Here is a 21,047-nt window from a genome sequence, read left to right as displayed (position 1 = left end):
CACACGACATGAAGATTCATGGATAAGGCAAAGTGGGCTGACCGGGGACACCTATTGCGCATCGGCCCGGCGCAAGGCCAGTGGACACGTTGCGTCGGCGCCTCGCGCCTGGGCAGCGTGGAGTTCCACGGGCAGGAGCTGTCGATCTGGATCCAGATGCGCGGCAGCGCCTGGGTCGAGGCGAAGGAAGGCCGCTTTTACCTGCGCGCCGGCGACTGGATCGCCTTCGCCCGCGATTCCGCCCCGCTCGTCCAGGCCGACGCGCAGGGCGTGTGCATCGGCATTGCCGTGTCGGACGAAGCGCTCAAGGCCATGACGCGCTTCGGCAGCTTCGACCTTCACGTCGGCCTTGGGCAGGTGCCGGCGGCGCAGGCGCGGTCGATCGCGCGCGCGTGGTACCGCGCCGCACGCCACACCGAAGCCACGGCCGGCGCGACGGGCTACCAGGCGCGCGTGCGCTCGCTGCTGCTGGCATTGGAGGCCATGCAGGGCGACGACCGCAGCCGCATCCCGCAATGCCCGGGGGCCTCGCTGGCCCGCAAGCGCCAGGTGTTCGAGCGCATGCAGCGCGCCCGACTGTTCATGGAAGGCAACTGCGACCGCATCATCCGCGTCTCCGAACTGGCCGAACGCACCCAGTTCTCCATGTGGTACTTCTCCAAGGTGTTCCACCGCCTGTACGGCGAAAGCCCGCAGGCCGCCTGCGCCAACCTGAGGTTGCGACACGCGGCGAACCTGCTGTCGACCACACCGATGACCATCGGCGAGGTCGCCATCGCCAGTGGCTTCGACAACAACTGCAGCTTCGCCCGCAGCTTCCGCGCGCATTTCGGCATGACCGCGTCGGACTATCGAAACTCGATCGCACACAGCGAACAGCCCACTGCGCAAATGTGCGCCCCTTCGCGCGCAAACCACATTGCCGCGAGTCGCGAGCGCGTCCGCTACGCACGGGAAACCGTCGCGGCGCACTCGGGCCATAAGGTTTCGTAGCGCTTTAACGCGCCCATAACAGATATCTGGAGAGAGAAATGAAGCATCGTAGTTTGCGCACCGCCGTGCGCGTCGGCCTGCTGCCGGCGGGCATCGCGGTCGCGCTGTCGCCGGCGTTCGCCATGGCGCAGGAATCTGGCAAGGACGCGACCACGCTGGACAGCCTCGTCGTCACGGGTTCGCGTATTCGCAGCACGGATGTCGAAACCCAGCAGCCGGTCATCAGCCTGACTCGTGCAGAGATCCAGAAGCAGGGCTTCACCAGCATCGCCGACATCGTGCAGAACATTAGCGCCGCAGGTACGCCGGCAATAAGCCGCGCGGACGCACTTTCGTCGGGTGAGGAGACGGGCGGCCAATACGTCGACCTGCGCAATCTCGGGCCCGAACGTACCTTGGTGCTGATCGACGGCAAGCGAATGGGCATTACGTCCGCGGGCTACTCGGATCTCGCCTCGATCCCGACTTCGATTGTCGAGCGTGTCGAAGTGCTGACGGATGGCGCATCTGCGATCTACGGCTCCGATGCCATTGCAGGTGTGATCAACATCATCACCCGCAAGAACTTTGATGGCGCCGAGGCCAGTGCGTATCTTGGGCAGTACGATCAGGGCGATGGATCAAAGCAGGTCTACAACTTCCTGATCGGAAGCTCCGGTGAGCGCAGCGCCGTAGCGTTGGGCGTCGAATACAGCAAGGAAGATCCGGTCCTGGCAAAGGATCGTGAGTTCAGTGCACATCCCATGGGACCAAGTCATCCTGTGCCGGACATCTACAACGGCCGTATCCGTGCAAACGGTTGGAGCGCTACGACGCAGAAGGGCCGCATGATCGACGGCGACGGCACCAGCTGGACGGTGAATCCGAATGGAGATCCGACGAACTTCGCCGACTTTCATGTTACCGATCCGCTGCACGACTATGCCAATACGAATCAGCAGATGTTTCTCCAGACCGGTCTGGAACGCCGCTCACTGTTCGCCAATGGCCGCTTCGATGTGAACGATTCGGTCGCGTTCAAAGCGGACGCGCTATACACGCATCGCGAGACGCTGCAACAGATTGCTGGGTACCCGTACCAGTCGTCTGTATACGGCACGCCGCTTTCCGCTGACAGCTACTTCAATCCGATCGACGAAGATGTCGACTTCCTGCGTCGCACATGGGAAGTGCCGCGCCAGACGCGTTCGGAACTCACCACCTATCGCTTTACCGGTGGCTTCGAAGGTAGCTTCGAAATCGCCGACAAGCCGTGGGACTGGGACATTGGCTACCTCTATAACCAGAACAAGGGCGTTAAAACCGGCACGGGGAATCTGTTCCTGCCGAACGTCGAGAATGCCGTAGGCCCATCGTTCCGAGGGCGGGACGGCGCGATACATTGCGGCTCGCCGGGAGCGGAAATCGAGGGATGCGTGCCGTGGAATCCGCTCGCCGCATACGGCATGAATGCGCCCGGATCGCTCACCTCCGATGGGGCGCTGCGCGCCTACCTCTTCCCGACAAGCCATGGCACTTCGGATACGGAAACGACCGTTTACTCGGCCAACATTTCCGGGGTACTGGCTGAATTGCCGGCTGGCGACCTCAGCATGGCGACGGGTGTCGAACACCGTCGCGAGCAGGCGCTGTTTGAGCCGGACGCGATGGACCAGTCTGGACTGACCACCGATCTCGCCGGAAGCACGACCAGCGGCGGTTACTCGCTGGATGAGGTCTATCTCGAATTCCTCATTCCCGTCCTTGCAGACCTGCCAGGGGCCAAAGAGCTCACCTTCAACGTAGCGGGGCGCTATTCCGACTACAGCACCTTCGGCGACACGGTGAACAGCAAGTTCGGGCTGAAGTGGAAGCCGGTTGACGACCTGCTGGTCCGCGGTACCTACGCAACCGGCTTCCGTGCACCGACCGTTAGTGATCTGTATGGCGGAACGACGGAGACGTTCGACAATCTGACTGACCCTTGCGATAGCAGCTTCGGTGCCGCGAGCCGCAATCCTTCCGTGGCCGCCCGCTGCGCTGCGGATGGCATTCCGAGTACCTTCCGACAGGAAGCCTCGGGAGGGGTGGCCGCGACCGGACCGGGTACGCAGACGAACTACACGTACTTGTCCGGATCCAATCCCAATCTCACTCCGGAAACCTCCAAGAGCTATACGTTTGGTCTGGTGTGGAGCCCCAGCTTCGCCGAGGGGCTCAACGTTAGCTTGGACTGGTGGAAGATCCACATTGACAATGTGATTGCTTCCGAAACGGTCACCTCAATCCTGAATCAGTGCTACCTGCTCGGCATTGAGGCGTCGTGCGACCGATTCGAACGTGCGGGAGGCGGCAATAGGAACGTCCTGAAGCGCTACCAGGTGATTGATGCTACCCGTACGCTCATCAACGGCGGCTATCAGGAAACGGCCGGCTACGATTTCGCGCTGAGCTATAAGCTGCCGGAAACCTCCTTCGGCCAGTTCAAGATCGACTGGAAGTCGACGTATGTCGATTACCTCGAGTACAAGCGCGACAACGAAGACGTGACGCCCGTCCAGCAGTACAACGGCTGGGCAGACAGTGAAGGTGTCAACTATCGCGTGCGTTCCAACCTCGGTATGGGGTGGACGCTTGGCGATTGGAGCGCGAACTGGAACATGCGCTATTACTCGGGCGCGAAGGAAGCGTGTGCTTACGACGAATCTTGTGACAATCCCGGGTTTGTCTCGTCGTACACGCAGGCGCAGGCAGTGCGCAACTTCGGATCGAACACCTTCCACGACATGCAGGTGTCCTACCACACGCCTTGGAATGCAACGGTTGCCATCGGTGCCAACAACGTGTTCGACCACGAAGGTCCGATCATGTACAGCAAGCCGGACAGCAGCTTTGTCTACAACGGCGGCTTCGACATTGGCCGGTTCTGGTACCTGAAGTATCAGCAGAGCTTCTGATACTGCAGGCGACTCCTGCAGATGACGGCTCCACTACGGCCCCGAAAGGGGCCGTAGTGCTTTGATCGGGAGGTTGGTCGAGACCACGCGGCCTGTTGCCGACTGCGAAGCTATGCTTGGACGCACGGGCTGACCTAGGATCTGCGCACAACAAAAACCCCGCCTCGCGGCAGGGTTTTCGTTTGCTGCAACCAACAAGCCGGAAGGCGGCTTACTTGATCTTGCCTTCCTTGTAGATCACGTGCTTGCGAACGACGGGGTCGTACTTCTTGACCTCCATCTTGTTCGGCGTGTTCTTCTTGTTCTTGTCGGTGGTGTAGAAGTGGCCGGTGCCGGCCGAGGAGATCAGGCGGATCTTGTCGCGCTTGGAAGCCATGGGTCAGTTCTCCTCAGATCTTCTCGCCGCGAGCACGCAGGTCGGCGAGGACGGCATCGATGCCATTCTTGTCGATGGTGCGCAGGGCGGCACTGGAAACACGCAGCTTCACCCAACGGTTCTCCGAAGCGACCCAGAAGCGGCGCTCGTGGAGGTTGGGAAGAAAGCGGCGGCGGGTCTTGTTCATAGCATGCGAGACGTTGTTGCCAGTCGTCGTTCGCTTGCCGGTTACTTGGCAAATACGGGCCATACGCACCTCGAAAGGTAAATGGTGTCTCCCTTGGCCAGGGAGGCGGCGGCCCCTCCGCGTCCGGACCTCCGGAAGCGATGCACGATGCGGGTGGTGAATCCTGGCTGCCGGCGGCGGGACGGAATCGTGCTTCCGGACCCCGCCCGGTCGAGTCCTGACGGACAGACCGGACGCAGCGAGCCGGGCATTATGCCGCGCCGCGGCACGATTTGCCAGCCCGTGCGTCGAGCGCGCCGCCGCGCGGGGCAGGCCGAACGCGCTGGGAGGCGGGGAGCCCGCCTCCCGCCAGACGCGGCCGGCGGTCAGCCCGTCTTGGCCCCGGCCGACTTCGCAATGAACGCCCGCACCTGCTCCTCCAGCACCGGCAGCGGCACCGAGCCCTCGCTGAGCAGGGCGTCGTGGAAGGCCTTCACGTCGAACTTCGGCCCCAACGCCTTCTCGGCCTCGGCGCGCAGGCGGACGATGGTGATCTCGCCCAGCTTGTAGCTCAGCGCCTGGCCGGGCCAGGAGATGTAGCGGTCGACCTCGGTGGTCACCTCGTGCTCGCTTAGGGCGGTGCGGTCGCGCAGATAGGCCAGCGCCTGGTCGCGGGTCCAGCCCTTGTGGTGCACGCCGGTGTCGATGACCAGGCGGCACGCGCGCCACATCTCGTAGGTCAGGCGACCGAAGTCCTCGTACGGCGTCTGGTAGATGCCCATCTCCACGCCGAGCTTCTCGCTGTAGAGGCCCCAGCCCTCGCCGTAGGCGGAGATGTAGGTCTCGCGACGGAACGCCGGCAGGTCGCCCTGTTCCTTCGCCAGCGAACCCTGCAGGGCGTGGCCTGGCGCGGATTCGTGCAGCGTCAGCGCCGGCAGGTTGTAGAGCGGGCGCGAGGGCAGGTTGTAGGTGTTCACCCAGTACGTGCCCGCGCCGCCGCGGCCGCTGGTCCAGAACGGCGCGATGTCCGGCGGCACCGGCACGATGGTGAACCGTCCGCGCGGCAGCGTGCCGATCAACTTGCCGATCTCGCCGTCGACGCGCTTGGAGATCCACGCGGCCTTGTCGAGCAACTCCTGCGGCGTGGTCGCGTAGAACTGCTTGTCGGTGCGCAGAAACTTCAGGAAGTCCGCGAAGCTCCCCTTGAACTCGACCTGCTTGATGATCGCGTCCATCTCGGCCTGGATGCGCGCCACTTCCGTCAGCCCGATCTGGTGGATCTCCTCCGGGCTCAGGTCGAGCGTAGTGTATTCGCGGATCTGCTGGCGATAGAACGCCTGGCCGTCCGGCATCTGCTCCGCGCCCAGCGTCTTGCGCGCGTGCGGCACGTAGTCGTTGCGGAAGAACGTCAGCAGCTTCGCGTACGCCGGGATCACGCGATCGCGGATCGCCGCCGCGCCGGCTTCGCGCAGGCGCGCCTGGTCGTCTGCGGAAATCGACGCCGGCATGCGCTTGAACGGCTCGTAGAAGTTCGACTGCTGCGGGTCCTTCACCTCCGCGACGCCCGCGATCGACACGTCACGTCCGTCCAGCACCGCGCGCGGCACGCTGAAACCGCGCGACAGGCCGGCGCGCATGTTGGCGACGTTCTGGTCGAAGTAGCGCGGCACGTCGCGCAGTCGGTCGATGTAGGCCTCGTAGTCGGCGGTCGTGCGCAGCGGCCGGCGCGTCATGAAGCCCAGGTTCGACCAGAACGAGGAGTCCGAGTTGAACGGCATCTCGTACGAACGCAGGCGCACGTCGGCGGCGAGGTTCTCCACCTGTGCGCGGTAGACGGCGTAGTTGACCTTGTTCTGTTCGCCGAGCTGGGCGACGTCGACGCCGTCCAGCTGGCGCAGCACGTCTTCCCACACCTTCAGCCGCGCCTTCTGGCTGGCCGCGTCGATCGACGGCAGCGTGTGGCGGTCGCTGGAGCCGTCATTGTCCTCGTCGGCGGCTCCGGTCTCGGCCTGCCGCCAGGTCCATTCCTTGTCGTAGATGGCCTGGAAGCGGTCGTCGACGGGCCCGGCGAGGGCGGCGGACGAGACAAGGGCGACATGGGCCGACAGCGCGGCCGCGAGCAGGAGGCGTTTCACGGAATTCCCCGGGCGATGGATCGCCGGATGATCGCATCGCGGATGGGGCGATGGCATGGGCCGGAAGCGGGAGCGCGACGAAGGCCGCGGTGGCGGGGCGGATGGACACATTTGGCACAGGGGGCGGGGTGGTGGCGCACCCCAAAGGTTGCCGTCATCGCGGCGGAGGCCGGGACGTAGGTCCGCAACCTTATGGCGTACGGGCACTTCCTCTCCGGCAAACCGCCCCACCGTCATTCCCGCGTAGGCGGGAATCCAGGGACTTTTCACGCCTTCCCGATGCCTGTGAGCAGCACAGCAAAATGGATAGCGCCGCCATGCGGCGGCCAAAGAGACCCAGCTTTCGCTGGAATGACGGGAAGTGTCGGACCGCGTGACAGCCTGGATCCCGGGCCTTCGCCGGGATGACGGCTTCGGAGACGCTTTCCCGATTCCCGATTCCCGATTCCCGATTCCCGATTCCCGATTCCCGATTCCCGATTCCCAACCCGCTCAATGCGTCGCGCGATCCCGCTTCCACCCGCGATGCTTGATGTCCAGGTACAGGCTGTAGGCCGCGGTGAAGGCCGGGAACAGGTTCTGGATCACGCCCACCGAGTCCTGCTTCTGCGAGAACACGAAGTACGCCAGCGTCATCGCGCTGCCGATCAGGCTCATGTACCAGAACAGGCGCGGGATGACCGGCCGCCCGTGCCTGCGCGAGGCGACGAACTGCACCAGCCAGCGGCCGCCGAACATCAGCGCGCCGGTCAGGCCGATGATCTTCCACGGCGACATGTGCAGCCCGGTCCATTCGAGCCACGCGATGGGGTGGTTCATGAAGTCGTATTCCATTGGAACCCCCTGGTCAGACTTCTTCAGTGCGCGTGACCTTGCCGCGTCGGATCAGCCAGGCCACGCCGCGCAGGTCGCTGATGCCCACCAGCGCACGGTTGAGATTGTTGTACTTGGACACGCCCGTCGAACGCGCGCGGTGGTTCACCGGCACGCTCACGGTCTTGTAGCCCGCGCGCTGCATCAGTGCGGGCAGGTAGCGGTGCATGTGGTTGAAGTGCGGAAGTTCCAGGAACGCGGCGCGCTCGAACAGCTTGATCCCGCAACCGGTGTCGGGCGTGTCGTCACGCAGGATGCGCGCGCGGATCGCATTGGCCCACTTCGACGCCCAGCGCTTGCTGCCGCTGTCGCGCCGGTTGACGCGCCAGCCGGCGAACATCTTCACCTCGCCCGTGGACTTCGCGCGCTCGGCCAGCAGCTTCGGAATGTCCGCCGGATCGTTCTGGCCGTCGCCGTCGAGCGTGGCGATCCATTGACCGCGCGCGGCCTTCACGCCATTGCGGATCGCGGTGCTCTGGCCGCTCTGGGTGACGTGGTGCACCACGCGAAGTTCGGGCACCTCGGCCTTGAGCGCGCGCAGCACGTCGAGTGTGTCGTCGCGCGACTGGTCGTCGACGTAGACGATCTCGAAATCGCCGCCGTCCTGCGGCGCGCGGCCGCGCAACGCCGCGGTGATCTCGTGCACCAGCGGCGCCACGTTGTCGCGCTCGTTGAACACCGGGACGACGACGGACAAGTGCGGGGATGCGCTCATGCGTTCGGGCCGAAGTAGTCGCGGCACCAGGCCACGACGCGTGGCAGGCCGGTTTCGATGGAGATGGCCGGATCAAAGCCGAAGGCGTCGTGCGCGCGCTGCGTGTCGGCCATGGTCTGGATCATGTCGCCGGGCTGCATCGGCTTGTACACCTTCTGCGCGGTGACGCCGGCGGCGGCCTCGATCACGGCGATGAAACGCTCCAGCTCCACCGGCGTGTGGTTGCCGAGGTTGAAGACGCGGTGCGGCACTTCGCCTTCCGGCGGGTGGTCGAGCGCGCCGATCACGCCGGCGACGATGTCGTCGACGTAGGTGAAATCGCGCTGCATCTTGCCGTGGTTGAACACGTCGATCGGCCGTCCGGCCAGCACCGCGCGGGAGAACAGCAGCGGCGCCATGTCCGGCCGGCCCCACGGGCCGTACACGGTGAAGAAGCGCAGGCCCGTCGCGCGCAGGCCGTACAGGTGCGCGTAGGTGTGGGCCATCAGTTCGTTGGCGGCCTTGGTGGCGGCGTACAGCGAACGCGGCTGGTCGATGCGCTGGTCTTCGGAGAACGGCGGCGTCGCCGAATCGCCGTACACGGAAGACGAACTCGCGTATGCCAGGTGCCGCACGCCGCGGTGTCGGCACAACTCCAGCATGTTGACGAAGCCGGTCAGGTTGCTGTCGACATACGCGTGCGGGTTGGTCAGCGAATAGCGCACGCCGGCCTGCGCGGCCAGGTGCACCACGCGCGTGGGGCGGACTTCGTCGAACAGCGCGGCCAGGCCGTCGCGGTCGGTCAGGTCGAGCGCGCGGATGTCCACGTCCGGGCACAGCGCGGCCACGCGGTCGCGCTTGATCTTCGGGTCGTAGTAGTCGTTGTAGTTGTCCAGACCGATGACGGTCTCGCCGCGTGCCTGCAGTGCGCGGCAGGTGTATGCGCCGATGAAGCCGGCGGCGCCGGTGACGAGGATGGTGCCGGGGGAAATGTCAGCCATCGGGGTCCCGTGGGGGTGGAGGTCAGTCGGGTTCGGCGTGGAAATCGAAACCCAGGGTCAGTTTGAGGTCCGCCAGTCCCGCGCCCAATGCCGGATCGAGCTCGAAGCCGAAGCCGCTTTCGCCCGACAGTCCGATCGACAGGCCGCAACGTCCGCCCCGGATGTAGAACGTGTGCAGGGTGTCGCGATGCATCGCCAGCCGCTGCTGCACGCCCTTCAGGTAGTCCTGGAGGTCCTCATCCGACCAGTTTCGCGATCCATGTGTCAGATTCGTGTAGGCGTAGCTTTCGCGGTACACGCCGCCGAGGGCGGCGCCGGACGGCGTGGCGCGACGCTCGCCCGCGCGCCAGGTGCGCACGGGCGCCAGGCCGAGCTGGTCGAACAGGGGGCGCAGGTCGTCGCGCGGGTGCATCGCGCGCAGGGAAACCTTGTAGCGGTACGGATTCATGCCGGCCGCCTCGTCCTTACTCGGTGACGGTACCGCGCAGCTTCTCGAGCACGCCTTCCAGCGAGTCGAGGTCGGTGTAGTGGATCACCAGCCGGCCCTTGCCGGCGCGGCCGTGCAACACGTTGACCTTGGTGTTGAGCGACTCCGACAGCTCGCGTTCCAGCGCGGCGATGTCCGCCTGCGGCCGGGCCTTGGCGGCCTTGGGCTTGGCGGCGCTGCTGGTCGGGATCTGGCCGGCGGACAGCTGCTGCACCCGGTGTTCGACCTCGCGCACCGACCAGCCGTGTTCGGCGGCCTGGCGCGCCAGGGCGATCGCCGCCTGCGGCGTCAGCGCCAGCAGGGCACGGGCGTGGCCCATTTCCAGCGAATGGGTTTCCAGCAGGACGCGGATTTCCGCCGGCAGTTCCAGCAGGCGCAGCAGGTTGGACACGGCGGCGCGCGAACGGCCGACGGCCTCGGCGGCCTGGGCGTGCGTCAGGTCGAATTCGTCGATCAGGCGCTGCAGCGCGGTGGCCTCTTCCAGCGGATTGAGGTCCTCGCGCTGGATGTTCTCGATCAGCGCCATCGCGACCACGGTGCGGTCGTCGACTTCGCGGATGACGACCGGAATCTCGTTGAGCCCGGCCAGCTGCGTCGCACGCCAGCGGCGTTCGCCGGCGATGATCTCGTAGCGCTTGCCGCCCAGGTCGCGCACGACGATGGGCTGGATCACGCCCTGCGCCTTGATCGACTCGGCCAGCTCGGCCAGCTTCTCCTGGTCCCAATGCTTGCGCGGCTGGTACTTGCCGGGCGTCAGCGCGTCCACGGGCAGGTGGCGCAGCACGTCGCCTTCCACGGCCTCCAGGGCCGGCGCCTCGGCGGCGGCCTTGGGCCCGAGCAATGCTTCCAGACCGCGGCCCAGGCCGCGCTTCTTGTTGGCTACGCTCATGCCGTCGTCTCCTTAACTTCGGCGCGTGCGGACTTGGCTGCCGTGTCGCGCTCGCGCTGGCGGCGCAGCACTTCGCCGGCCAGGCCCATGTAGGCAATGCCGCCCCGGCTGGCGCGGTCGTAGCCGACGATGCTCTGGCCGTAGCTCGGTGCCTCGGCCAGGCGCACGTTGCGCGGCACGATGGTGCGGAACACGCGATCGCCGAAATGCTTGGTGAGTTCGGCCGAGACCGCGTTGGCGAGGTTGTTGCGCACGTCGAACATGGTGCGCAGCACGCCTTCGATCTCCAGCGCCGGATTGAGCCTGGCCTTGAGCGCTTCGATGGTGTCCAGCAGCGCGCTGATGCCTTCCAGCGCGTAGTACTCGCACTGCATCGGCACGATGATCGAGTCCGCCGCGGTCAGCGCATTGAGCGTGAGCAGCGACAGCGCCGGCGGGCAGTCGATCAGGATGTAGTCGTAGTTGGCGCGCAGCGGGGCGAGCGCGGCCTTGAGGCGCTGCTCGCGGTCGGTGGCGCTCATCAGGCTGATTTCGGCCGCGGTCAGCTCGATGTTGGCCGGCAGCAGGTCGAATTCCTCGGCGGTGCGCTTGAGGATCGACGGGGCCTCGGCTTCGCCCAGCAGCACGTCGCAGATCGAAGTCTCGATCTCGCGCTTGTCGATGCCGCTGCCCATGGTCGCGTTGCCCTGCGGGTCCAGGTCGACCAGCAGCACGCGCTTGGGCGTGCGCGCGAGCGCGGCGGCCAGGTTGACGGCGGTGGTGGTCTTGCCGACCCCGCCTTTCTGGTTGGCGACGGCGATGATGCGGGCCATGCGGCTCGTCCTGGGCTGGTAATGGTTAAGGCGCGGAATGAGGCCGGCGTGGGGCCGGACCGGTGATTATGCCCGGATGGGAACTCGCGCGCGCCTTCGCCGGTAGCTGTATGGGCTCCGGCCATGCGCCTGCGGGCGCGGGCTGCGCCGGATCAAGCACTTGCGACGGTCCCGGTAGACCGACGGTTGCGTCCGGTTTACGAACCTGCCCGGGCGATCACGATCAGATGACGCTCCGCGTCAAGCCCCGGGACCCGCAGCGGATGGGAGCCCTCGACCCGCCAGCCCGGCGGCAGCGCGGCGATCTCGTCGGCCGGGTGCACGCCCTTCATCGCCAGCAGGCGACCGTCGGGCTTGAGCAAGTGGCCGCCCAGTTCCAGGATCAGCGGCAGCGTGGCCAGGGCGCGGGCGGTGATCGCGTCGTACGCGCCGGGCTCGTCCACCGCTTCGATGCGCGATTCGGCCACGCGCGCGCCCGGCAGGCCCAGCTGGCGGATCGCTTCGCGCATGAAGCGCGCCTTCTTGCCGTTGCTTTCCACCAGCGTGACCTTCAGGCCCGGCTTGACGATCGACAGCGGAATCCCCGGCAGCCCCGGGCCGGTGCCCAGGTCGGCCAGGTGCCCGCCGCGCGCGGCCAGCTCGTCCAGGTACGGGTGCATCGCCAGCGAATCGAGCAGGTGCTTGACCACCATCTCGTGCGGATCGCGCACGGCGGTGAGGTTGTAGGTCTTGTTCCAGCGCAGCAGCAGGGCGAGGTAGTCCAGCAGCGGCGCGGCCGCGGTCGGGTCCAGCGCGAGCGCGCGCAGGCCATCGTCCAGGGTGCGGCGCAGCGAGGGGTCGAAGGGGGCGGGGGTGTTCATGCGGTGGAACGGGAATGGGGAATGGGAACGCCCGGGATTCGGGATTCGGGATTGGGGATTCGTAAAAGCGCGCACAGGGTACCTTGGGGGCCGTCGTGCCGCTCCTGACGAATCACGAATCCCGGCTTCGCCACGCCAGCGCACCGAGGTAATCCGGCTCCGGCTGCAATTCGAGCAGCGACCAGTCGCCCGGCGCTCCCAGCGCGGGGTCGCATTCGACCAGGCGCAGACCGTCGGGCGACTCGGCGAAGCGCAGGCGGTGCAGGCCGAAGGAAATGCCGTGCCCGTGCGCCTTGAGCACCGCTTCCTTCGCGCACCACAGGCGCAGGAAGCCGTGGTCGCGCACCGCCGCGGACGGCGCGGCGTGCAGCCAGGCCAGCTCCGGCGCGGTGAAGTAGCGCTGCGCCAGATCGAGCGCACGCGCTCGCGGGCGCAGGTGTTCCAGGTCGATGCCGACCCGCACGCCGTGACCCAGCGCGATCAGCAGGCCGTCGCCGCTGTGGCTCCAATTGCAGTCCCAGGCGCCCAGGGCGCCGCCCAGCCGCGGCCGGCCGCGCGCGTCGCGACCCAGCGGCAAGGCCGGCGGCGGCACGCCCAGCTCCGCGGCCAGCCATTCGCGCGCCAGCGGCTCGGCCGGGGCGCGCGGCGGGTGCGGCCGCCAGGCCCAGCGCACCGGGGTCCGGCACTTCGTTGCGGGTTCGGACAGGGACATGAAACAGTCGTTGGGGAGCCGTGGCGGCCGCCAGCGTAAAGTAACGCCAGGGGAAGCGGCGTCGCCGCAGAACACAGCCAAACGCCAAATGTCCGCGGTCGTCGAATCCACCATCGTCCCGTCCTCGCCCGTGCCCCTTATGCACGGTGCGCCATCGCTTCCCATCGCCTTCGACGAAGGCGGCCACGCCATCGACCGCGCCGCGTTCGCCCGCCACGTGCGCGCGCTGGCCGCCCGGCTTCCGGCCGCGCGCCACGCGTTGAACCTGTGCGAAGACCGCTACCGCTACCTCGTCGCCTTCTGCGCGGTGGCGGTGCGCGGACAGACGACGCTGATGCCGTCCTCGCGCGCGCCGGGCGTGGTCGAGCAGGTGCTGACGCATTACCCGGACAGTTACTGCCTGACCGACGTCGAACTCTCGCCCGCTCCGCCGCACTGCGTGCGCATGCCCGCGGAGCTGGAGGAGCTCGACGGCCCGCCGTTGGCCCTGGATGCGCAGGCGCTCGTCGCGATCGGCTTCACCTCCGGCAGCACCGGCCAGCCGCGCGCCTACACCAAGCGCTGGGACAGCTTCCGCACCAGCACCGCGCAGAACCTCGCCGCTTTCGACGGCCTGCTGCGCGAGGACGTCACCCACGTCATCGCCACCGTGCCGCCGCAGCACATGTACGGCATGGAGATGTCGGTGCTGCTGCCGCTGCTGGGGCCGGTCGCCGTGCATGCGGCGCGGCCGTTGTTCCCGGCCGACGTCGCGCGCGCGCTGCACGATTCGCCGACGCCGCCTCTGCTGATCACCACGCCCGTGCACCTGCGCGCGCTGGTGGCCTCGGGCCTGGACCTGCCGCCACTGGCCGGCATCGTCTCGGCGACCGCGCCGTTGCCGTCGGAGCTCGCCGCGCAGGCTGAAGTGCGCTACGCCTGCGAAGTGCGCGAAGTCTTCGGTTCCACCGAAACCTGCGTGTTCGCTCGCCGTCGTACGGCGCGCGACATCGCCTGGACGCCGCTGCCGGGCGTGCGCCTGGCGCCGCAGCCGGACGGGACCGCCGTGCTTGCACCGCACCTGGCCGAGCCGGTGGTGCTCGCGGATCTGATGGAAATCCACGCCGATGGCCGTTTCGAGCTGCGCGGACGCAACGCCGACCTGCTCGAGATCGCCGGCAAGCGCGCCTCGCTGGGCGACCTCACGCGCAAGCTGCTGGCGGTGCCGGGCGTCGAGGACGGCGTGATGTTCCAGCTCGACGAGGAAGACGCCATCGGCGTGCGGCGCATCGCCGCGCTGGTCGTCGCGCCGACACTGGACGAGGCGGCGATCCACCACGCGCTGCGGCAACAGCTGGATCCGGTGTTCCTGCCGCGTCCGCTGCGCCGTGTGGACGCCTTGCCGCGCAACGAGACCGGCAAGCTCCCGCGCCACGCGCTGGAAGTGCTGTTGCACGCACACGAGCCGCACGCGCCGGCCTGAGCACGTCGCTGCACGCGTCCGTCACATCGGCGGGCACAGACTCGCGTCGCCCCGCGCGGGGCACCCCCTTCATCGCAGGAGGCGCGAGCATGTTGGGCATCCTGATCTGGCTCATTGTCGGCGGCGTGATCGGTTGGATCGCCAGCCTGGTGATGCGCACCGACGCGCAGCAGGGCCTGTTCCTGAACATCATCGTGGGCATCGTGGGCGCCTTCATCGGCGGATGGCTCGGTGGGATGTTCGGGCTGGGCGGCGATATCAACAGCGGCGACTTCAGCCTGAGCGGGCTGCTGATGTCGCTGGTCGGCGCGATCGTGCTGCTGGCGATCGTGAATCTGTTCCGGCGAGGTCGCGTGCGCTGAGGCGCGTCGTACGCGATGTGCAAGGCGAAAGGCCCGGCTTGCCGGGCCTTCGCTTTTCTCGGGAACCCGAACTCCCCGTCATCCCGGCGAAGGCCGGGACCCACGCCGTCACGCATTCCGCTCCGTCACGTCATTCCTGCGAAAGCTGGAATCCATTTTGATTTGGCTCCAGGGCCTTTGCCGAAGAAGACGAAGGCAACAGCAACAGCAACAGCAACAGCAACAGCAAGAAGCTCAAGCTCAAGCGACAGCTACAACCGCAAGCCCTCTCAACCCAGCTCCACCCACGCCGGCGCATGATCACTCGGTTGATCCCACGTGCGCGGCTCGCGATCGATGCCCGAAGCCATCGCATGCGGGCGCAGCGCTTCGGACACCAGGGTCAGGTCGATGCGCAGGCCGAGGTTGCGGCGGAAACCGCCCTGCCGGTAGTCCCACCAGCTGAACTGCGCCTCTTCGGGGTTGAGCGCGCGGTAGGCATCGTGCAGCCCCAGCGAATACAGCCTGCGCAGTGCATCGCGCTCGGCCCGCGAGGTGAGGATGTGGTCGTCGTTCCACACCGCCGGGTCGTGCACATCGCGGTCGTCCGGGGCGATGTTGAAATCGCCCAGCACGATCATCCGGGGATGGGTGAGGAGTTCCTGCGCCAGCCAATCGTGCACGGCCTCCAGCCAGCGCAGCTTGTAGGCGTATTTGTCGGTGCCCACGTCCTGCCCGTTCACCACGTACAGGTTGACGATGCGCAGATCGCCCACGGTCGCGGCGATCACGCGCTTCTGCTCGTCCTCGAAGCCAGGCACGCCGACCTGCACGTCGCTGGCACGCTCGCGCGAGAGCACGGCGACGCCGTTGTAGGTCTTCTGCCCCGCGAACACGCTGCGGTAACCCATCGCGATGAGCGGATCATCGGGGAAGCGTGCGTCTTCCAGCTTGGTCTCCTGCAGCGCGACGATGTCCGGCTGCGATTGCGCAAGCCACTGTTCCAGGTGCGGCAGGCGCACGTTGAGGGAGTTGACGTTCCAGCTGGCGATCTTCATGGCGCGAAGTGTAGCCGCCCGGCCGCGCACTGCCAGTCCGCCGCGGTGCGCTGGCATACTCGATGGAGTTCCCGAAGCCGACCCCGCCATGCACTGGATCGACCTGCGCAGCGACACCGTCACCCAGCCCACCGTCGCCATGCGCGAGGCGATGATGCGCGCGCCGGTGGGCGACGACGTCTACGGCGAGGACCCGTCGGTGAATGCGCTGCAGGCGCGGCTGGCCGACGATCTTGGCTTCCAGGCCGGCCTGTTCGTGCCCAGCGGTACGCAGTCCAACCTGATCGGCCTGATGGCGCACTGCCAGCGCGGCGACGAGTACGTCGTCGGCATGGACGCGCACACCTACAAGTACGAAGGCGGCGGCGCGGCAGTGCTGGGCTCGATCCAGCCGCAGCCGCTCGTGCACGCGCCCGACGGCACGTTGCCGCTGGACGCGATGGAGCGCGCGATCAAGCCGATCGACCCGCACTTCGCGCGCACGCGCCTGCTTTGCCTGGAAAACACCTGGCACGGCCGCGCGTTGCCGCTGGCCTACCTCGCCGATGCGCGCACGCTGTGCGATCGCCGCGGACTGTCGTTGCACCTGGACGGCGCGCGCATGTTCAACGCCGCCGTCGCGCTGCGCGTGGCGCCGCGCGAGATCGCGCGGCACTTCGACAGCGTGTCGGTGTGCCTGTCGAAGGGGCTCGGCGCGCCGGTCGGCTCGGTGCTGCTCGGCACGCGCGAGCTGATCGAAAGCGCGAGGCGCTGGCGCAAGGTCGTCGGCGGCGGGATGCGCCAGGCGGGCATGCTCGCGGCCGCGGCGTCGTTCGCGCTGGATCACCACGTCGCGCGCCTGGCCGACGACCACGCGCGCGCCGCGCGCATCGCCGAAGGATTGCGCGGCGCGGACGGCATCCACGTCGTCGCGCAGCACACCAACATGGTGTTCATCGACGTGCCGGTGGAACGCCACGATGCCCTGCGCCGCGCGCTGGACGATGCGCGCATCCGCGTGTCGATCGGCTATACGCCGGCGATCCGGCTGGTGACGCACCTGGACGTGGACGACGAGGGCGTGGAGCGCACGGTGCAGGCGTTGCGCGCGTTCGCCGCCGGCTGAGGCGTCAACGCACCAGCAAGCGCACCATGCGGTCGACGAAACCCCGGTACGGCGGCTTCAGCAGATCGCTGCCGGCGAAGCGGCGCTGGCGGAACACCGGCAGCAGCTTGCTGAAGGTGTCGAATCCGGTGCGGCCGTGGATCGCGCCGATGCCGCTGGGGCCGATGCCGCCGAAGGGCAGGTCGTGCGCACCGAAGTGCAGCAGCGTGTCGTTGACGGTGACACCGCCCGCGAGCGCGGCTTCGACGATCCTGTTCACCTCGCGCGCGTCGTTGCTGAAGGGATACAGCGCCAGCGGCCGGTCCATCGAACGGATGCGCGCGATGGCATCGTCGAGGCCGCGGTAGGAAATCACCGGCAGGATCGGCCCGAAGATCTCGTTGCGCATGACCTCGCTGTCCGCCGGAGGTTCCACCAGCAGCGTCGGCGGGAACAGTCGTTCCCGCGCCAGGCGCTCGCGTGCGGCGGCGTCGAGCGTGGCGGTAACGGGTTCCACCGCGACCACGCCGCGCGCGCGGGCATCGTCGACGTAGCCGCGCAGTCGCGCGTACTGGCCGTCGTTGATGATGCGGGTGTAGTCGCGTGTGGCTTCGAAGTCGGGATAACGCGCACGCAGTTCGGACTGCACTGCCTCGACGAATGCGCTCACGCGCGCTTCGTCGACCAGCACGTAGTCCACCCCGATGCAGGTCTGGCCCGCGTTGAACCATTTGCCCGTGGCGATGCGCGCGGCGGCGCGGTCGAGCGGGAAATCCGGGCACACCACCGCCGGTGCCTTGCCGCCCAGTTCCAGCGTCACCGGCGTCAGGTTCGGCGCGGCGGCGGCCATCACCTTGCGGCCGACCGCGGTGGAACCGGTGAAGAGCAGGTGGTCGAAGGGCAGTGCGGCGAACGCGGCGCCGACCTCGGGTCCGCCGAGTGCGACGGCGACGCGGTCGGCCGGGAACACCTCCGACACCAATTCGCGCAGCCAGCGGCTGGTACGCGGGGTGTGTTCGGACGGCTTTAGGTAAACGTGGTTGCCGGCCGCGATCGCCGACACCAGCGGCACCAGCGCCAGGTTCACCGGGTAGTTCCAGGGCGAGAGGATGCCGACCACGCCCACCGGCTCGGGCACGATGCGCGCGCTGGCCGGCCAGAAGCGCCAGCCCACGGCGGCGCGGCGCGGTTTCGTCCAGCGGCGCAGATGCTTGATGGCGTGATCGAGTTCGGCGAGCACGATCATCGCCTCCGACAGGAGGTTCTCGTGCTCGCTGCGGTGGCCGAAGTCGGCGCGGATCGCCTCGTCCATCGAGCCGATGCGCTCGCGGAACGCCTTGCGCAGGCGCAGCAGGTCGGCGCGGCGCTGGGCGATGTCTGGCTTGCGCGCCAGCCAGGCGCGGCGCAGGCCGTCGCGGGTGGTGGCGAGTTCGTCGAGCGGCGTGTCGGCGGTGATGTCCATACGGTCGAGTGTAGACCCGGGCCGCGACGGCCGCAGGGGCCAAACCGGCGCGGTCCGGGGGGCGTCGCGGCCGCGCGGAAGCCGGGTGAGGTGCCTCGCGCGCTAAACTCCGGAGCATGACCACGCGACCTTACCTCGACACCTTTCCCGTCCAGGGCGAGCGCGTCTACATCGATCCGTCGGCGGTGGTGATCGGCGATGTGACCCTGGGCGACGACGTGTCCGTCTGGCCCGGCTGCGTGATCCGCGGCGACGTCAACTCGATCCACATCGGCGCACGCAGCAACGTGCAGGACGGCACCATCGTCCACGTCACCCATGAGGGCCCGTTCACCCGCCCGGGCGGCCTGCCGACCGTGGTCGGCAACGACGTCACCATCGGCCACGGCGTGATCCTGCACGCCTGCACGCTCGACGACTTCTGCCTGATCGGCATGGGTGCGCGCATCCTCGACGGCGCGCGCGTGCACAAGCACGGCTTCGTCGGCGCCGGTGCCGTGGTCGCGCCGGGCAAGCAGGTCGGCGAGGCCGAGCTGTGGGTGGGCAACCCGGCGCGCCTGGTGCGTCGCCTCGACGATCGCGAGATCGAACAGTTGCACTACAGCGCCGCGCACTATGTACGATTGAAGGACCGCTACCTCGGCATGGCCGGGTAACGGGGCGGCAGGGCGCGGCAGGGGGCCGCGGTCACCGCACCACAGGACGCCCGGAGCGGCGTCCCAGGAACGGGGAAGCACATGGAAGGTTTCGAGTACCGCAATCCCTACGCGGCGCCCGCCGCGCAGGTGCCGACCGCGCCGATCGAACACTACGACGACGGCCTGGTGAAAGCAGGGCGCCTGCCGCGCCTGCTGGCTTATCTGATCGACCTGGGCATCAACCTGGTCCTGCTCGCGCCGGCCTTCATCGGCATCCTGCGCTTCAAGCCCGAACGCGGCATCGGCGAACTGGGCGGCTCGCTCATCGGACTGTCGGTGATCGCGATGCTGGCGCTGATGGTCTACACGCTGTTCCTGCTGGCCCGCGAAGGCCAGACCATCGGCAAGCGCGTCATCGGCATCCGCATCGTGCGCACCGACGGCGAACGCGCCGGGCTGCTGCGCCTGCTCGGCCTGCGCTATTTCGTGCCGGGCCTGATCAGCGGCATCCCGTATCTCGGCGCGGCGTTCTCGCTGGCCAACATCCTGTGGATCTTCGGCGAGGAGCGTCGCTGCCTGCACGACCATTTCGCCGACACGATGGTGGTGAACGTCTGATCGGACGCGGCGGCCCGCGGGCCGCCGACGAAGTGGCGGGAATTTGCGAATCGTCCGATTCACCGGCGACGGCGCGCCATGCAGAGTCGATGGCTCCACACCGTCAGGAACAGGGAAATGAGCGAAATGGACCACAACCCCTATTCGGCCCCGACCGCGGACCTGTCCGTGGATGCGGCCCTCGTGTCGTCGCCTGCGCGCAAGGCCGAGCGTTCCACGCGCCTAATCGCGTCGCTGATAGACGGCCTGTTGGCGATGGTCGCCTGGGTTCCCCTGTTCATCGGCGTCACGCTGGCCGAGGGCGACAAGCGGGTTGTGGGCATCGTCCTCATCGTCATCGGATTCCTCGCGCTGCTGGCACTGCTGGTCTTCCAGCTCACGCTGCTGTCGCGCCACGGCCAGACCTGGGGCAAGCGCCAGCAGGGCATCCGCATCGTGCGCAGCAGCGGCGAACCCATCGGCGTCGGCCGGATCCTGGGGCTGCGCATCGTAGTGCCGGCCGTGATCGGCGCCATTCCGTTCGTGGGCGGGCTGTTCTCGCTGGCGAACATCCTGTGGATCTTCGGCGAGGAACGCCGCTGCCTGCATGACCACATCGCCGACACGATCGTCGTGAACGTCTGATGCTCGACACGTATCGGGAAGTCGTCACCCCGGAGGGCGTCGCCCTCCATCTGCCGGCGGCGGGCCCCGTGCCGCGCGCGCTGGCGTGGCTGATCGACTTCCTGATCCGTGCCGGCGTGATGATCGCGATGGGCACGGTGCTGGGCGTGTTCGGACGCGTGGGCATGGGCGTGTACGCCGTGGTGATGTTCCTCGTGTTCTGGTTCTACCCGGTGGTGTTCGAGGCGATGTGGGACGGCCGCACGCCGGGCAAGCGTTCGCTCGGCCTGCGCGTGATCGCGGCCAACGGTGCGCCCGTGGGCTGGCTGGCCGCGTTCACGCGCAACCTGCTGCGCGTGGTCGACATGCTCCCGCTGGCGTACGCGACCGGCCTGGTCGCAAGCCTGCTCGATCCCTGGGGCCGTCGGCTGGGCGACATGGTGGCCGGCACGCTCGTGGTCCACGACGCACGCCCGCGCGACGCGCGTGCGGCGCGCGCGGACCCTCCGCTGGCACCGTCGATCGCGCTGCGTCCGCACGAGCAGATCGCACTGGTGGCTTTCGCCGAGCGCGGTCCGGGCCTGAGCGAAGCGCGGCAGGCGGAACTGGCGGACCTGGCCGAGCCGCTCACCGGCGCGCGCGGCACGCTCTCGGTGACGCGCCTGTACGGGATGGCGAACTGGTTGCTGGGGCGGCGATGAGGATGGCCGGGATTCGGGATTGGGGATTCGGGATTCGCAAAAGCGCGGCGCGACGCGTGGCGCGTGCCGCAGCATCCGCGCGGCGTGAATCCGTCAACCAGTCGGGTCGCGTCATCGAATCCCGAATCTCGAATCCCGAATCCCGG

The 21,047-nt window shown here is 67.6% G+C and carries 22 protein-coding genes; 9 read left to right on the top strand and 13 right to left on the bottom strand.

All coding sequences use genetic code 11. The annotated features are described in order from the left end of the window. Nucleotides 1-18 precede the first annotated feature (18 nt). Nucleotides 19-993 (top strand): helix-turn-helix transcriptional regulator, encoded by a 975-nt coding sequence (locus tag JI752_RS12855; protein WP_216964669.1) that lies wholly within the window; start codon nt 19-21, stop codon nt 991-993. Nucleotides 994-1,031: 38 nt separating this feature from the next. Next, the gene (locus tag JI752_RS12850; RefSeq protein WP_254200752.1) at nt 1,032-3,929 is read left to right on the top strand and encodes a TonB-dependent receptor; all 2,898 of its coding nucleotides are present in this window, start codon (nt 1,032-1,034) and stop codon (nt 3,927-3,929) included. A 211-nt stretch (nt 3,930-4,140) separates the two neighbouring features. On the opposite strand, the gene rpmG is transcribed toward JI752_RS12850, so the two are convergent. The 11 genes from rpmG to JI752_RS12795 all read right to left on the bottom strand — a co-directional run bounded on the left by rpmG (nt 4,141) and on the right by JI752_RS12795 (nt 12,934). Then, a complete protein-coding gene (gene rpmG, locus JI752_RS12845; protein WP_115842766.1) occupies nt 4,141-4,305 on the bottom strand; it encodes a 50S ribosomal protein L33 in 165 nt (54 codons plus the stop codon). Nucleotides 4,306-4,318: 13 nt separating this feature from the next. Continuing rightward, nucleotides 4,319-4,555 (bottom strand): 50S ribosomal protein L28, encoded by a 237-nt coding sequence (rpmB, locus tag JI752_RS12840; protein WP_216964667.1) that lies wholly within the window; start codon nt 4,553-4,555, stop codon nt 4,319-4,321. Between the two features lie 302 nt (nt 4,556-4,857). Next, nucleotides 4,858-6,594, bottom strand: coding sequence for a DUF885 family protein (locus tag JI752_RS12835; protein ID WP_254200835.1), 1,737 nt, complete (start codon nt 6,592-6,594; stop codon nt 4,858-4,860). A gap of 504 nt (nt 6,595-7,098) precedes the next feature. Next, nucleotides 7,099-7,440 carry a lipid-A-disaccharide synthase N-terminal domain-containing protein gene (locus JI752_RS12830; protein ID WP_216964664.1) on the bottom strand — a complete coding sequence of 114 codons (342 nt, stop codon included), beginning with the start codon at nt 7,438-7,440 and terminating at the stop codon, nt 7,099-7,101. A 13-nt stretch (nt 7,441-7,453) separates the two neighbouring features. After that, nucleotides 7,454-8,194 (bottom strand): glycosyltransferase family 2 protein, encoded by a 741-nt coding sequence (locus tag JI752_RS12825; protein WP_216964662.1) that lies wholly within the window; start codon nt 8,192-8,194, stop codon nt 7,454-7,456. Further along, complete coding sequence (locus tag JI752_RS12820) at nt 8,191-9,174, bottom strand: NAD-dependent epimerase/dehydratase family protein (protein WP_216964660.1); 984 nt, start codon at nt 9,172-9,174, stop codon at nt 8,191-8,193. The genes JI752_RS12825 and JI752_RS12820 overlap by 4 nt, the downstream gene beginning before the upstream one ends. A 22-nt stretch (nt 9,175-9,196) precedes the next feature. Continuing rightward, nucleotides 9,197-9,622 (bottom strand): DUF4279 domain-containing protein, encoded by a 426-nt coding sequence (locus JI752_RS12815; RefSeq protein WP_216964658.1) that lies wholly within the window; start codon nt 9,620-9,622, stop codon nt 9,197-9,199. Between the two features lie 16 nt (nt 9,623-9,638). Then, nucleotides 9,639-10,550 (bottom strand): ParB/RepB/Spo0J family partition protein, encoded by a 912-nt coding sequence (locus JI752_RS12810; RefSeq protein WP_216964656.1) that lies wholly within the window; start codon nt 10,548-10,550, stop codon nt 9,639-9,641. Further along, nucleotides 10,547-11,362, bottom strand: coding sequence for an AAA family ATPase (locus tag JI752_RS12805; protein ID WP_216964654.1), 816 nt, complete (start codon nt 11,360-11,362; stop codon nt 10,547-10,549). The genes JI752_RS12810 and JI752_RS12805 overlap by 4 nt, the downstream gene beginning before the upstream one ends. 197 nt (nt 11,363-11,559) lie before the next feature. Further along, on the bottom strand, nt 11,560-12,222 hold the full coding sequence (rsmG, locus tag JI752_RS12800; RefSeq protein ID WP_216964652.1) for a 16S rRNA (guanine(527)-N(7))-methyltransferase RsmG: 663 nt from the start codon (nt 12,220-12,222) through the stop codon (nt 11,560-11,562). Nucleotides 12,223-12,334: 112 nt separating this feature from the next. Then, nucleotides 12,335-12,934, bottom strand: coding sequence for a 4'-phosphopantetheinyl transferase superfamily protein (locus tag JI752_RS12795; protein WP_216964650.1), 600 nt, complete (start codon nt 12,932-12,934; stop codon nt 12,335-12,337). Nucleotides 12,935-13,073: 139 nt separating this feature from the next. On the opposite strand from JI752_RS12795, the gene JI752_RS12790 reads away from it, so the two are divergent. Together JI752_RS12790 and JI752_RS12785 are read left to right on the top strand one after the other, a co-directional pair. Further along, nucleotides 13,074-14,396, top strand: a complete 1,323-nt coding sequence (locus JI752_RS12790) for an AMP-binding protein (protein WP_254200832.1) — start codon at nt 13,074-13,076, stop codon at nt 14,394-14,396. 92 nt (nt 14,397-14,488) lie between these two features. Beyond that, nucleotides 14,489-14,758, top strand: coding sequence for a GlsB/YeaQ/YmgE family stress response membrane protein (locus JI752_RS12785; RefSeq protein ID WP_216965346.1), 270 nt, complete (start codon nt 14,489-14,491; stop codon nt 14,756-14,758). Nucleotides 14,759-15,027: 269 nt separating this feature from the next. Here the strand turns inward: JI752_RS12785 and xth are convergent, their stop codons facing one another. Further along, nucleotides 15,028-15,795, bottom strand: coding sequence for an exodeoxyribonuclease III (gene xth / locus JI752_RS12780; RefSeq protein WP_216964646.1), 768 nt, complete (start codon nt 15,793-15,795; stop codon nt 15,028-15,030). A gap of 88 nt (nt 15,796-15,883) precedes the next feature. On the opposite strand from xth, the gene ltaE reads away from it, so the two are divergent. Next, complete coding sequence (gene ltaE / locus JI752_RS12775) at nt 15,884-16,900, top strand: low-specificity L-threonine aldolase (protein ID WP_216964644.1); 1,017 nt, start codon at nt 15,884-15,886, stop codon at nt 16,898-16,900. 4 nt (nt 16,901-16,904) lie between these two features. Here ltaE and JI752_RS12770 read toward each other — a convergent pair whose 3' ends face one another. Next, a complete protein-coding gene (locus JI752_RS12770; protein ID WP_216964643.1) occupies nt 16,905-18,341 on the bottom strand; it encodes a coniferyl aldehyde dehydrogenase in 1,437 nt (478 codons plus the stop codon). 116 nt (nt 18,342-18,457) lie between these two features. Between JI752_RS12770 and JI752_RS12765 the strand changes: the two genes are divergently transcribed. From JI752_RS12765 to JI752_RS12750, 4 genes are all read left to right on the top strand, one after another. After that, nucleotides 18,458-18,997, top strand: a complete 540-nt coding sequence (locus tag JI752_RS12765) for a gamma carbonic anhydrase family protein (protein ID WP_216964641.1) — start codon at nt 18,458-18,460, stop codon at nt 18,995-18,997. A gap of 81 nt (nt 18,998-19,078) precedes the next feature. Further along, entirely contained in the window at nt 19,079-19,597 is a 519-nt protein-coding gene (locus JI752_RS12760) for an RDD family protein (RefSeq protein ID WP_216964639.1), read from the top strand. Between the two features lie 117 nt (nt 19,598-19,714). After that, complete coding sequence (locus tag JI752_RS12755; protein ID WP_216964637.1) at nt 19,715-20,221, top strand: RDD family protein; 507 nt, start codon at nt 19,715-19,717, stop codon at nt 20,219-20,221. Further along, nucleotides 20,221-20,901, top strand: coding sequence for an RDD family protein (locus tag JI752_RS12750; RefSeq protein ID WP_216964635.1), 681 nt, complete (start codon nt 20,221-20,223; stop codon nt 20,899-20,901). The genes JI752_RS12755 and JI752_RS12750 overlap by 1 nt, the downstream gene beginning before the upstream one ends. Nucleotides 20,902-21,047 lie beyond the last annotated feature (146 nt).

It is taken from the genome of Lysobacter sp. MMG2 (assembly GCF_016735495.2).
In the GTDB taxonomy this organism is placed as follows: Bacteria; Pseudomonadota; Gammaproteobacteria; order Xanthomonadales; family Xanthomonadaceae; genus Lysobacter_J.
This window is presented reverse-complemented; position numbering and strand designations above follow the sequence as displayed.